Below are 13,561 nucleotides of genomic sequence, written 5' to 3' on the forward strand. Positions count from 1 at the left end.
CTCGAGGGTAACTATATAGCAGTTGGGACAAAGATAAATTCATTTTTTATTGATTAAGTATTTGTTAATCAGTATATTTACATCAAGAAATTTAAGACAATGGGTGCCTCCTATGAAGTTTGAAGTACTCGGCCGGGTATCAAGACAGAGGGGGCATTTCCTGTATAAGTATGTTAAGTTGTTGGTTAACATAAGTCATCTCCATAAATATATTCCACATCTTTTCCCTGCTATATATCTGAGGTATTAGTTTTCCTGATTTGTATTTTTTGAATACAAAATCCCCATTATCTTTAACTTTTTCAACCTCCAAATGAGCAAATATATTTCTATGAGGTATTAATTTATCTAATGTTTTAATAAAGTTAGGATGCTTAGTTGTAAACTCTTTATTGCGTTGATTAAGTATACTAACAAATATTTGCTTCTTTGTATCCAGTGTTATTCTTTCAGTAAACAATATTACCAGCAAAATAAGTTGATAAATAGTCGTCTATTTTTCTTTCAAACGTAATTGTTTGATCTAAAATATGTCCCCTTAATAAATGGGGATTACTTAATATATCCTGCTGATTTGACATGATGATAAGGTTGTTGTTGTCCTGCTAAACTACAAAATATTATTAATTAAATTAGAAGTTATCGGGACAAAGCTATATCTTTGTGTCAGCAAACTATACGATAATGACAACTCAATTTAAAAGCCTTTTACAACTATTTGATTATTTCAAAGATGATGCAACGTGCGTTAAGTATCTTGCTGATTCGCGTTGGGGTGATACGCCGTCATGCCCGCATTGCGGTAATGTTGGTGCTTATGTAACCAACAGGGGTTATAAATGCAAGGCTAAAGAGTGTGCTAAGAAATTCAGCGTTACAACTGGAACTATATTTGAGAATACTAAAATATCATTACGCTATTGGTTTGCTGCCATTTATCTTGCAACTGCTCATAAAAAAGGTATCAGTAGTTTACAGTTAAGCCGGGATCTAAATATCACGCAAAAAACAGCATGGTTTTTATTACACCGTGTACGCGAAATGCTTACTAATAATGCACCGCAAATGTTAGAGGGAACGGTTGAGGTTGATGAAACATACATCGGCGGTAAGCACCGTAATAAACACTCAAAGGCACGTAGATTATTAAATGAGAAAGGTACAGGCGCAATCAATAAAACGCCTGTAGTGGCAATGCTGCAAAGGGATGGCAGCATCATTACTATTGTTACGCCTTTGGCTAATGGAGATTCAATTAAGCCGTTTATATATGCCAATGTAAAACCCGGATCAACTGTTATTACTGACGGTTTCGGTGCATATAAAGGATTAGATAAGACTTACACCCATGAGGTTGTTATGCACTCTGAAAACGAATATGTTAGGCCTGGTAATATCCACACTAACACATTGGAAGGGTTTTGGAGTCATTTAAAACGCGGCATCATTGGCACATTTCATCAGGTAAGTCCTAAGCACTTGCATAGATATTGCCATGAGTTTGGATTTAAATATAACACACGTAAAGTACTGGATACGGTAAGGTTTACCGATGCCATTAAAAACGTAAACGGCAAACGTCTTACCTACGCGAAATTAATTTCATAACTTTGAATCTTATGGATAAAGAAAAGGAAGAGCAACAACAACCTAAAAAAAGATCCAAAAAGCATACTGAAACAAAACTGGCTATCAAAGGCAGTTTTGAAGATGTAATAGCGGCATCTTTTTTAGGTAAACCCCCGGAAAATAAACCGGCAAAATAAAATATTGTACTAACATCGGAGTGCTACCCAAATTCTCACAATTAGCAAGCACACAACCGAGATACCAAGTACGCTGTAAAAGCGTGGCTGTATCTTTTTGTGTGTTTGGCCGTGAGAAGCCAGGGTAGCGAAAGGTAAATATCAGTCACGCTTATTTTTTAACCCAAATTCTCACATAAATGAAAAAAGCAATCTTATCACTGCTTATCGCATGCTGCATAACGGCATGTAGCAAAACAACAGATGATACATTAAGGTATCCAAAAACAGAACTTGTAAACACCACATGGAAAAAATTTAGCTTTACTGGTGTCATAAGCAAAACAGATTTTTATGAGTTCTTACACTTCACCAGTAATACCAGCATAGAGCTGTATACTGCAGATGTGACTGGTAAATCTTTATTAGGAGACAAAAAGACTTACCCGACCAAAATTACATTGAGTGATAAGAACTTGGATAGCTTTGAGGTTACTTATCCAAACGCTCAAAGCGGTTTAGGTTTTACAACTAATGACGTAAAAGTAATACAGTACAATAGTACTAATTACAATAAAGTAGATTAATGGTAAAAGCCCTGATTTTATAGATCAGGGCTTTTTATTTATACCTTTGTCCCAACTGCTATATAGTTACCCTCTCGAGAGGGGTTAGGGGTGTGTTTCTACATGAGTAAAGTTATCATCAAGTGAAACGGAAGATCATCCCTTATGATTCAAAACTAAAAGAATTTGCAAGGAAACTTCGGAATGATAGTACACCTGGTGAAATAGCTCTTTGGCAAACATTAAGAAATAAACAATTTTATGGTTATGACTTTCATCGTCAGAAACCATTACTAAATTACATAGTCGATTTTTACTGTTACGAGTTAAATTTAGTCATAGAATTAGATGGTAGATATCACAATCACGAAGAAAAATATAATGAGGATTTAATTAGAGACGCCGAACTGAAATTATATGATCTGACAGTACTTAGATTTGATGAAGCTGAAGTAATGCATGATCTGGATAATGTGCTTAGAACAATTGAAACATATATTTTAGACTTCACATCTAAAAATAATAATGCAAAAACACACCCCTAACCCTTCTCTAGAGGGTAATGAAAAATAATAACACATGAAAAAATACTTCTCTCTAGTAACCTTTTCACATACCATATTTGCAATGCCATTTGCATTTATCGGCTTCTTTCTGGCAGTAACAACCACAGCTCATAAATTCGAATGGCAGAAGCTGTTGCTGATGGTGCTGTGTATGGTTTTTGCGCGTAATTCGGCCATGGCCTTTAACCGCTATTTGGATAGAGACATTGATATTAAGAACCCGCGTACCAAAGTGCGCGATATCCCGGCAGGGAGGATTAGCCCGGCGGCGGCGCTTACTTTTACTTTGGTAAATTGTGGGCTATTTTTGGCGGCTACCTGGTTTATTAATCCATTATGTTTTTACCTTTCGCCTGTGGCGTTGTTGGTAGTAATGGGTTATAGTGCTACCAAGCGCTTTACTGCATTGTGCCATTTGGTGTTGGGTTTAGGTTTGTCATTGGCCCCGATAGGTGCCTACCTGGTTGTAACCGGCGAGTTTAATATTTTGCCATTGCTATTTTCCTTATCCGTTTTATGTTGGGTAAGCGGCTTTGATATCATCTATGCCCTGCAGGATGAAGACTTTGACCGCAGCGAAAAACTACATTCTATACCTGCCTATTTGGGTAAGGTGAAGGCATTAAACTTGTCCAGCTTTTTGCATGTGCTATCGGCGGCGTTTATTATTATGCCGGTATTTTTTACACACGTGGGTATACCTTATTACCTGGGTATAGGTGTGTTTTGTAGCATGCTGTACTACCAGCATAGCTTGGTAAAGCCCAACGACCTGAGCCGTGTAAATTTTGCCTTTATGACCACCAACGGCATAGCAAGTGTGGTATTTGCCACGTTGTTTTTGATTGATAGATTATGGATCCGCTAAAAGCTAAATATAACTATAGGGAGCATCTGCAACCCTTCGCTGTTTTTAATGAAGACGAGTGGGCGTTGTTTTGCACTTACATGGAGTTTGTTAGCTTGAAAAAGAAAGAATATTTTATAGAAGCCGGAAAGGTGTGCAACCATTTCGGCTTTATCAATAAGGGTTCTGTACGGTATTTTCACATGGCTAATGATGGTACCGATATTACAGGTTATTTTAGTTTTGAGAATGAGTTTATGAGCTCTTATAAAAGTTTTGTAAAACGCGAACCTGCTAATAACTATATCCAGGCATTAGAAGATACGGAGCTTATCCTGATTAGCTATAAAAGTATGCAGGAAATGTTGGCCTGCGAAAAACTGGGTCACAAAATGGAACGTTTTGGCCGTTTAATAGCAGAGTATTATTTGTGCTGTTATGATGATAGGATTACCGCCTTCATTACCCAATCGCCAGAGGAACGGTATATCAAATTACTCGAATCGGGCCGCGATATTCTACGTAGAATGCCTCAGCATTACATTGCCAATTTTTTAGGTATTACGCCTGTTTCCCTTTCGCGCATCCGCAGGCGCATCTTAGTTTAATTTTTACCACATGTATTTCTTATCTTAAGATAACGTTTTCTGTTTCAGGATGGTTGTACGTTTGTATCATACCAAACAGAAAAAAATGATACACACCATATTCGGCGCAGGTGGCCCTGTCGCTAATGCGTTAACCCGCCAATTAATTAGTCATAATGAAACTATTCGCCTGGTTAGCAGGCGGCCATCTACATTTACCGGTAACAACATCAACTGGCAAAAAGCAGATCTGTTAAACTATGCAGAAGTGTTGCAAGCCGCAAAAGGATCTGATGTTATTTACCTGTGCGCAGGCTTGGTTTACAATAAAACTATCTGGCAGCAACAATGGCCAGTAATTATGCAGAACATGATTAACGCCGCCAAAGAAACCAACGCCCGCTTTATTTTCTTCGATAACGTATACATGTACGGTGTTGTAAACGGAACTATGCTTGAAACCACACCCTATAATCCTGTAAGCGAAAAAGGTGAAGTACGCGCTAAAATTGCCACACAATTAATGGATGAGGTTAAGCAAGGCAACATCCAGGCGAGCATTATTCGCGGAGCAGATTTCTATGGAGCCGAAAGCATGAACAGCTTTTTCGACAGTATGGTGCTGGCCAAATATGCCAAAGGCGAAAGGGCGCAATGGATCGGTAAACCTAAAACCCTGCACTCATTCTCTTACCTGCCCGATTGTGGCACGGCCCTGTACCTGCTCGGCCAAACTCCCCAAAGCGATAACCAGATCTGGCATGTGCCTACAGCCGCGCCTTTAACCGGTATGCAGTTTATGGAACTGGCAGCCGATGTATTTAAAGTAAAACCGGCTTATATGGCCATTAATAAATTGATGCTGCAATTGTTCGGTTTATTTAACCCGCTGGTAAAAGATTCTGTTGAGATGTACTATCAGTACGATCACGATTATATTTTTAATTCAGACAAGTTTGAGAAATACTTTAATGTAAAACCGACCACTTACCGTGATGGCATTATAACGCTGTCGCAAACACTGTTTAAATAGTTTTGAATCTGATAGTTTTGAACCAGATATTCTTGAACCAGAATTTGCAGAATTTATGAATTAACAGAATGCTTGAAATGACGATTTTAATATTCAGATAAATTCTTAAATTCAGGTTGGTACAATAATTGGCCATAATTTCTGTTAATTCTTGAATCCTGTAAATTCTGATTCTCACAATAATCTGCATATTTGCACATCTGCACATTTGCAGATCAAACACCATGATTCATAAAAAAGCAAAACATTATATACCCGAAAATCTGGAAATGAAGTGGGAAAACTTAGAGCCACTTTTGATCGAATTGCGTGATCGTCAGATTAACTCTGTTGAAGAATTAGAACACTGGCTGCGCGATCGTAGCGAGTTTGAAGCCGCTATTGAAGAAGATTTTGCATGGCGCTACATCCGCATGACCTGCGATACGGTAAGTGAAGAACTATTACAGAATTTCCAATACTTCGCTACTGAAATTGAGCCGAAGATTGCGCCTTACAGCAATGAGCTGAATGAAAAACTGGTTGGGAGCGAATATTTCGACAAACTGGATAATGATAAATATTTTGTTTACCTGCGCAGTATCAAAAAATCATTGGAGCTGTTCCGTGAGGAAAATATCCCGATCCAGACTGAGATCCAGGTAGAGCAGCAGAAATACCAATCTATTACCGGCGGCATGTCGGTACACATTGGAGATAAAGAATTTACTTTAGAACAGGCCGCTGCGATACTAAAAAGCCCTGACCGCGAGAAACGCCAGGAGGCATGGGAAAAGATTACCGGTCGCCGTTTAGAGAACAAGCAGGAGCTGGATAAACTATTCGATCTGCTGCGGGTGCTTCGCCACAAGGTAGCGTTGAATGCCGGCTTCGAGAATTTTCGTGATTACATGTTTCAGGCATTGGGCCGGTTTGATTATTCCCCGCAAGATTGCTATAGTTTCCACGAAGCCATTGAGCTGGAAGTGGTGCCTGTACTGAAAGAACAAGCCGAAAAACGTAAAGCGGCTTTAGGGCTGGAAGCTTTGAAACCATGGGATACCGATGTGGATATTACTGGTCATGCTCCTTTAAAACCTTTCCAAAACGGTGAAGAACTGATCGAGAAATCGATCCAATGTTTCAGCAACATCAGCCGTTACCTGGGCGAGCGTTTGGAGATCATGAAGGAAAACAAGCTGTTTGATGTGGAAAGCCGTAAAGGTAAAGCCCCGGGTGGTTACAACTATCCGTTGGCCGAAACCGGTGCGCCTTTTATTTTCATGAACTCGGCCAACACTTTCCGCGACCTCACTACCATGGTACACGAAGGCGGCCATGCCGTACATACCTTCCTGACAGCAGATCTGGAACTGAACGACTTTAAACATTGTCCGTCTGAAGTTGCCGAACTGGCTTCTATGTCGATGGAATTGATTTCTATGGATAATTGGGACGTTTTTTTTACCGACCCGGAAGAACTGAAACGTGCCAAACGCGATCAGCTGATCGATGTAATTAAAACCCTGCCCTGGGTAGCCGTGGTAGATCAGTTTCAGCACTGGATTTACACCAACCCAGACCATACCGACGAGCAACGCAGCGAAGCCTGGGTGCAAATCTACGAGCGTTTTGGAGCCAGCTTTGTTGACTGGAGTGGTAATAAAGAGGCAGAAATAAATTTATGGCAAAAGCAACTGCACATATTTGAAGTGCCGTTTTATTATATCGAATATGGCATGGCCCAGTTAGGTGCCATTGCGGTATGGAAAAACTATAAAGAAAACCCGGAAAAAGGGCTTCAGCAGTACATGGATGCCTTAAAATTGGGTTATACCAAAACCATTAAAGAGATCTATGAAACCGCCGGAATTAAATTTGATTTCAGCGCAGATTATGTGAAACAACTGGTTGCTTTTGTTAAAAGCGAACTCGAAAAACTATAGTATTCAACATACTTAGCGTATACTCTTTAAAACCTATCGGTGTTTTTTTAGTTATAACAGGACTATGAAAAAGATACTGATAGGTTTTTACATAACCATATTTGCATTTGCAACAGCACAAGCACAGGTAAATAAGCCCGTGCAGATTGATAGCCTGGTGACGGTTTCGTTACCGGTTGATTTTGTAAAGAAAGACACGCTTGGTCAGCTAGTATTTACCGGTAATAGTACGCTAGGTTATATCAGCGTAATTAAAGCGCCAAATCCATCAAATCAAACGCTTAAGAAAGAGAAAGACCTTAACAAGGTTTTTAAAGAATACATTAAGAAACTGCAAAGCAGCGCAGGTAATAGTAGTGTAATGAACGATAAAGACACTATTATTAATAACGTAGAAGTAAGAGACTTTTTATTGCGTACCGATAATAATGACGATCAGGGTGTACAAGTGCGCAGGTTTAGGTTGTTATATACCAAGGCTGCCACCTACACCTTCCAGTTTGTTTACCCGGAAGAGCGTGCAGACTTGGCCAAAAAAGATGCCGACCAATTTTTTGCCTCTATAAAAACAGCCCCATCATTAGATGGTACCGATCAGTACACCACATATGGCAAATTTACCGGGATGCATAAAGCACTTAAAATAGCGCTTATAGCAGGCGGTGTGTTGCTAATTGTTATAATTATACTGGTTGTGCGCAGCCGGAAGAAAAAGCAAATAGTAGGTTAAGATTTTTTCTTACTTAATAAACCACTGTTCCATTTTGGAGTATGTATAAATGGCTTGCTATCTATGATAGTGAGCCATATTATTGTAGTAATAGTACCAATGATAGATCCTGCCATTACATCCTCAAAAAAGTGCTCGCTCAGGTACATGCGCGAGTAACCGATAAACAAGGCCAATAAAAGGTATACAAAGCCCCAGCCTTTTTGCCGCGCAAAATAAGCCAGTACCACTGCCATAGTAAATGCCTGCACGGTATGGCCGGACGGGAAGCTGTTTGAAGAAAGTAACTTTACACCCTTTACGTAATAGATATGGTTATGGTCTGTAAAATAGAGCGATGGGCGGGGAGCGCGTATAATACGTTTAATAACCTGTGCAACAACGGTGGTCAGTAAAAAGCTGCTCGCCATTAAAAAAGCTTTACGATAACTGTATAATACTAATATTATGGCTACCAGGAGCATAAAAAGGCCATCGCCAACCGCCGTTGCGCCAATAAAAAAGTAATCGGCAAAGTCGTTATGGTGTTTATTGACAGCAAAATAGATGTCCTCGCGGCTATATATCAGCTTAATGATCAAACAACTGCACAGAATGAGTAGATATGGAATAAAAAATAATCGTAATCGATATAATACCTCGGTTATACGCATCTTCATGGCGCAATTTAGCACAATGCCTCCAAATAGACCGAAAAAATAGTTATGTTTGACTTCCGTAAATTGATTAGAATTTAATGTCGAAAAATATCTTCCGTAAAAAGTCGATCGATACCATACTTGCTGATGTTGCCAGTGGTTTCAGCGATAGCGAACATGCAGGCGAATCGCATCTCCGAAAAGTATTAAATGTAAAAGACCTTACCCTAATGGGTATTGCAGCTGTTGTGGGTGCTGGTATTTTTTCTACTATTGGGGTGGCCTCCTTTAATGGCGGGCCGGGTGTTACTATATTATTTGTGCTAACCGCTATTACCTGCGGTTTCTCGGCTATGTGCTATGCCGAGTTTGCTTCACGTATCCCGGTTGCGGGCAGCGCTTATACCTATGCTTATGCATCGTTCGGCGAGTTAATTGCCTGGATTATCGGCTGGGATCTGCTGATGGAGTATGCCATTGGTAACATTGCCGTAGCCATATCATGGAGCGAATATTTTGTAAACCTGCTCGAAGGTTTCCATATCCATATCCCCGAATATTTAACAATGGATTACCTAAGTGCTTTCCGTGCCGAGGGTACCATTCGGCAGCTAACAGCCAGCGGGCATGTTGCAGACATTACCGAAAAATTGCGCAGTGAGGCCATTGCATGGTCTACAGCACCGGGTTTTGGTAACTTTAAGCTGATCGCCAATATCCCGGCATTAGCCATTGTTTTTGTAATTACTTACCTGGTATATATCGGTATCCGCGAAACCAAAAAGGTAACCAATGCCATGGTGATCCTAAAAATTGCAGTAGTAATTGCCGTAATATGTTTAGGTTTCTTTTATGTAACCCCAGCCAACTGGCACCCGTTTTTGCCTAATGGTTTTGGTGGTGTAATGAAAGGGGTGTCGGGTGTATTTTTTGCCTATATCGGTTTCGACGCTATATCAACCACGGCCGAAGAATGCGAAAACCCGCAGCGCGATTTGCCCCGTGGTATGATCTACTCCCTCATAATTTGTACCGTATTATACGTGCTGATAGCCCTGGTGCTTACAGGCATGGTTAATTATAGCAAACTGGATGTTGGCGACCCGCTAGCATTTGTTTTTGCTAACGTTGGGTTAAAAAAGATCAGCTATGTAATCTCCATCAGTGCTGTAATTGCTACAGCAAGTGTATTGCTGATATTCCAACTGGGCCAGCCCCGCATTTGGATGAGCATGAGCCGCGATGGATTATTGCCAAAGGCTTTCTCCCGCATTCACCCTAAATTTCAAACTCCATCATTTGCAACTATTGTTACAGGTTTTGTGGTAGCTATACCGGCATTGTTTATGAACCTTACCGAGGTAACAGACTTAACCAGTATTGGTACCCTGTTTGCATTTGTACTGGTTTGCGGTGGTGTGCTATTGCTGCCAAAAGAAGCTTCTGTAAAAGGTAAATTCCAGATCCCATACATCAATTCGCAATGGATTGTGCCAGCCCTATTTATTATAGGCATCTACTTTTTCTGGAAACCAATTATGGGTTTATTCTCCGGACTGGATCGTCACCAAAACTTCCCGTATTTTCTGTTTATTATCCTCGCTGCAGCATTAAGCGTTATATGTTTTATTAAAAAGCTCTCATTAATCCCGGTATTAGGTTTGTTGAGCTGCTTTTATTTAATGACAGAGTTGGGTTATACCAACTGGTTGCGTTTCCTCATTTGGCTGGTAATAGGCTTGGTGATATATTTTACTTATGGATACAAACACAGCAGGATTGGTAAAATGGAGGGGTTGGCTAACTAGGGATTACTTCTATTGCGCGCGTCATTGCGAGGTACGAAGCAATCCCCGACCAATTTGCACTTTCTTTAATAAATCAGAAACTAATACATTCAACTAACTATTCATAAATTGCTCTACAATTCCTAATAATAAAACGGATTGTACTTTATTTACGTGTCAGCTCTGTTGGTCGGGGATTGCTTCGCGCTTCGCAATGACGATTTGGGTATTCTACAGCAACAAATAACAAATATCTCCTTATCTTTATCGCTCAATATATGAGCAAAACTGTAACTCCTTATAATAGTCAGCAGGCTACCAAAAAAGAGCAGGTAGCCGATATGTTTAACAACATATCTGGTACTTACGATTTCCTTAATCACTTTATGTCATTGGGGATCGATATCATCTGGCGCAAAAAAGCAATCAACGAATTAAAGAAAGATCAGCCCAAATACATATTAGATGTAGCAACCGGTACCGGCGATTTCGCCTTTGAGGCATTGGGGATGCTTAATCCTGAAAAAATAACGGGTGTTGATATCTCTGAAGGAATGCTGGATGTGGCGAGGCAAAAAATTACCAAGCGCAACCTCTCAGCCCGTTTCGAAGTACGTAGCGGCGATTCTGAGAACCTGCCTTTTGAAACCAGTACCTTTGATGCCATAACCGTTGCTTACGGTGTGCGCAATTTTGAGAATCTCGAAAAAGGATTGGCCGACATGCTGCGCGTGTTAAAACCGGGTGGCAAGGCCGTGATACTTGAATTTTCTAAACCCAAAAGTTTCCCCGTAAAACAGTTGTATAGTTTTTACTTTAATTATATTACTCCCTCAATAGGTAAGCTTTTTTCTAAAGATTCAAGAGCATATTCTTATCTTCCCGAATCTGTTGCAGCGTTTCCGGATGGAAAGAGTTTTGTAACTTTAATGGATAAGGTGGGGTATAAGCAAACTAAGCACAGATCGTTAACATTTGGCATCTGTTCTATTTACACGGGTATTAAATGACAAGAGCGGGGAAGCTGATCTTATTTTTACTGTTTTTTTGCACCTGTAAATCATGGGCGCAGTATACCATAGTCCCATCATGGGGCGGTGGTGCCGATCAGCAGGATCTGAGCTTTGGCTTTACGTTTCAATATATCAACAGCGATTTTAAGATTGTTAAGCAAGCCGATTGGCAAACTGTTGTAGACAGGGCTGATGTAACAACAACTTATAAAGGCCGACGTGCCTCTATAAGTTCAAACAGCCTGCCTGGTTTTGGTATCGGTTTTGTAACCCGGTATAGTTTTAACGAGCATCTCGAGATACGTACCACGCCCGAACTGGTGTTTGCAGATAAACAAATATTATATACTTACCTTGATGCTACACTTGGTAATGATTCTAAGCAGATTCAAACCACATCGGTTGATGTTCCATTGCTGTTAAAACTAAAATCAGACCGTATTGGCGATATGCGTGTTTATTTAATTGGCGGATTAAAAACTTCTTTTGCTATTAATAAAAAGCCAAACAATGTTGAAGCTAACCTCGAAGATAAGGCCATTACCTTAAAGCGTAATTACAATGCCTGGGAAGCCGGTGTTGGATTCGACATTTACTTTGAATATTTTAAATTATCTCCGGAACTAAAGGTGAGTAACTCCTTTAATAATATGCTAGCTTCAGATAAAGCTAACCCTTTTACATCTCCGTTAAGTAAATTATTCCTCCATACTATAAGTTTTAGCTTATACTTCGAATAAGTAAATTAAAAAAACATAATTTCGCTGCCGTAGTTACACACCTATGGCTAAAATTGCTTTAATAACAGGCGCCACCGCAGGGATCGGTGAGGCTTGTGCCCATTTATTTGCTGCGCAACATTACAACCTGGTACTTACCGGCCGCCGGCACGACCGGTTAGAAAAACTGGCCCAGGAGATCAATGCCAAATACAATGTAGAAGTTGCCGTTTCGGCTTTCGATGTGCGAAACCGCGACAGCGTAATCAGCAACCTGGAAAGTTTACCCGAACATTGGAAACATGTTGATGTGCTGATTAACAATGCAGGCCTAAGCCAGGGCCTCGACCCGATACAGAACGGTAGTTTTGATGACTGGGACACCATGATTGATACCAACATAAAAGGCCTGCTTTACGTAAGCAAGGTGGTAGCCAACTGGATGATTAACAACGGCCAGGGGCAAATTATTAACCTGGGTTCAATCGCAGGTAAAGAAGTTTATCCAAACGGTAATGTATATTGTGCCACCAAGTCGGCCGTTACGGCGCTAAGCGAAGGTATGCGGATTGATTTGCTGAGCCACGGTATCAGGGTAACAGCAGTACACCCGGGCGCTGTAGAAACCGAGTTTTCTGAAGTGCGCTTTAAAGGCGATAAAGACCGTGCTAAAAAAGTATATGCCGGTTTCGACCCATTGGTGGCCAATGATATTGCCGAAACCATATGGTTCGTGGTATCGCGCCCTGCGCATGTAAACATTAACGAGATCATTGTAATGCCAACAGCACAGGCCACGGCAACAAATATATTTAGGAAGGGTTAATGGTTATTAGGTTATTGAGTTATTAAGTAATTTTTACCTGTACCTCAATAACCAATAGCTTAGTAACTCAATATACTTAACAACCAAAACACTATGTCATTAATTACAACAATAGATCAGGATATTAAAAAAGCCATGCTGGCCAAAGAGGCCGATAAACTGCGTGGCCTACGTGCCATTAAATCGGCCTTATTACTGGCCCGTACCGAAAAGGGCGCATCAGAAGAAATAAGTGAAGAAGGTGAAATTAAAGTTCTGCAAAAACTGGTTAAGCAACGCAAGGAATCGGCAGACATTTACAAGACCCAGAATCGAGATGACCTTTACCAGATAGAGGTAGAAGAGCAGGCTGTTATTGAAGCTTACCTGCCTCAGCAAATGAGCAAAGAAGCGGTAGAAATTTACCTAAAAGACCTTATTAGCAGGGTAGGAGCCACATCTGTTAAAGACATGGGCAAGGTAATGGGTGCTGCCAACAAAGAACTTGCAGGCAAGGCCGATGGCAAAACAATATCAGAAGTAGTTAAACAATTGCTGGCATAATTAGTTGCTATAATTGTTGCAACTCAAATTCTTAAA

15 protein-coding genes are annotated in these 13,561 nt (G+C 40.3%); 14 read left to right on the forward strand and 1 reads right to left on the reverse strand.

The window, feature by feature from the left end; translation table 11 throughout:
- Nucleotides 1-684 precede the first annotated feature (684 nt).
- The 9 genes from RG47T_RS03285 (at nt 685) to RG47T_RS03325 (ending at nt 7,999) form a co-directional block, all read left to right on the forward strand.
- Complete coding sequence (locus RG47T_RS03285) at nt 685-1,608, forward strand: IS1595 family transposase (RefSeq protein ID WP_074488105.1); 924 nt, start codon at nt 685-687, stop codon at nt 1,606-1,608.
- 11 nt (nt 1,609-1,619) lie between these two features.
- A complete protein-coding gene (locus RG47T_RS25925; RefSeq protein WP_171972465.1) occupies nt 1,620-1,766 on the forward strand; it encodes a hypothetical protein in 147 nt (48 codons plus the stop codon).
- Between the two features lie 179 nt (nt 1,767-1,945).
- Entirely contained in the window at nt 1,946-2,332 is a 387-nt protein-coding gene (locus RG47T_RS03290; RefSeq protein ID WP_074488106.1) for a hypothetical protein, read from the forward strand.
- A 122-nt stretch (nt 2,333-2,454) separates the two neighbouring features.
- On the forward strand, nt 2,455-2,856 hold the full coding sequence (locus RG47T_RS03295; protein ID WP_074488108.1) for an endonuclease domain-containing protein: 402 nt from the start codon (nt 2,455-2,457) through the stop codon (nt 2,854-2,856).
- 34 nt (nt 2,857-2,890) lie between these two features.
- Nucleotides 2,891-3,745 carry a UbiA-like polyprenyltransferase gene (locus RG47T_RS03300; RefSeq protein WP_074488109.1) on the forward strand — a complete coding sequence of 285 codons (855 nt, stop codon included), beginning with the start codon at nt 2,891-2,893 and terminating at the stop codon, nt 3,743-3,745.
- A complete protein-coding gene (locus RG47T_RS03305; protein ID WP_074488110.1) occupies nt 3,733-4,332 on the forward strand; it encodes a Crp/Fnr family transcriptional regulator in 600 nt (199 codons plus the stop codon). The genes RG47T_RS03300 and RG47T_RS03305 overlap by 13 nt, the downstream gene beginning before the upstream one ends.
- A gap of 85 nt (nt 4,333-4,417) precedes the next feature.
- Nucleotides 4,418-5,344, forward strand: a complete 927-nt coding sequence (locus RG47T_RS03310; protein ID WP_074493079.1) for an NAD-dependent epimerase/dehydratase family protein — start codon at nt 4,418-4,420, stop codon at nt 5,342-5,344.
- 224 nt (nt 5,345-5,568) lie between these two features.
- A complete protein-coding gene (locus tag RG47T_RS03320) occupies nt 5,569-7,269 on the forward strand; it encodes a M3 family oligoendopeptidase (RefSeq protein ID WP_074488112.1) in 1,701 nt (566 codons plus the stop codon).
- A 64-nt stretch (nt 7,270-7,333) separates the two neighbouring features.
- Nucleotides 7,334-7,999: a hypothetical protein gene (locus RG47T_RS03325; RefSeq protein ID WP_074488113.1), complete on the forward strand. Its 666-nt coding sequence runs from the start codon at nt 7,334-7,336 to the stop codon at nt 7,997-7,999.
- On the opposite strand, the gene RG47T_RS03330 is transcribed toward RG47T_RS03325, so the two are convergent.
- Nucleotides 7,996-8,658 (reverse strand): phosphatase PAP2 family protein, encoded by a 663-nt coding sequence (locus RG47T_RS03330; protein WP_083627282.1) that lies wholly within the window; start codon nt 8,656-8,658, stop codon nt 7,996-7,998. The two genes, RG47T_RS03325 and RG47T_RS03330, sit on opposite strands and share 4 nt — an antisense overlap.
- Before the next feature lie 77 nt (nt 8,659-8,735).
- Here RG47T_RS03330 and RG47T_RS03335 point away from each other — a divergent pair, with 77 nt between their 5' ends.
- From RG47T_RS03335 to RG47T_RS03355, 5 genes are all read left to right on the forward strand, one after another.
- Nucleotides 8,736-10,445, forward strand: coding sequence for an amino acid permease (locus RG47T_RS03335; protein ID WP_074488115.1), 1,710 nt, complete (start codon nt 8,736-8,738; stop codon nt 10,443-10,445).
- A gap of 257 nt (nt 10,446-10,702) precedes the next feature.
- On the forward strand, nt 10,703-11,434 hold the full coding sequence (gene ubiE, locus RG47T_RS03340) for a bifunctional demethylmenaquinone methyltransferase/2-methoxy-6-polyprenyl-1,4-benzoquinol methylase UbiE (protein WP_074488116.1): 732 nt from the start codon (nt 10,703-10,705) through the stop codon (nt 11,432-11,434).
- Nucleotides 11,431-12,177, forward strand: coding sequence for a type IX secretion/gliding motility protein PorT/SprT (gene porT / locus RG47T_RS03345; RefSeq protein ID WP_074488117.1), 747 nt, complete (start codon nt 11,431-11,433; stop codon nt 12,175-12,177). Before ubiE ends, porT begins: the two co-directional genes overlap by 4 nt.
- 43 nt (nt 12,178-12,220) lie before the next feature.
- Nucleotides 12,221-12,982, forward strand: a complete 762-nt coding sequence (locus RG47T_RS03350) for an SDR family oxidoreductase (RefSeq protein ID WP_074488118.1) — start codon at nt 12,221-12,223, stop codon at nt 12,980-12,982.
- 93 nt (nt 12,983-13,075) lie between these two features.
- Nucleotides 13,076-13,525: a GatB/YqeY domain-containing protein gene (locus RG47T_RS03355; RefSeq protein WP_074488119.1), complete on the forward strand. Its 450-nt coding sequence runs from the start codon at nt 13,076-13,078 to the stop codon at nt 13,523-13,525.
- The last annotated feature ends 36 nt before the right edge of the window (nt 13,526-13,561 follow it).

The sequence above is a fragment of the Mucilaginibacter polytrichastri genome (assembly GCF_001911425.1).
In the GTDB taxonomy this organism is placed as follows: Bacteria; Bacteroidota; Bacteroidia; order Sphingobacteriales; family Sphingobacteriaceae; genus Mucilaginibacter; species Mucilaginibacter polytrichastri.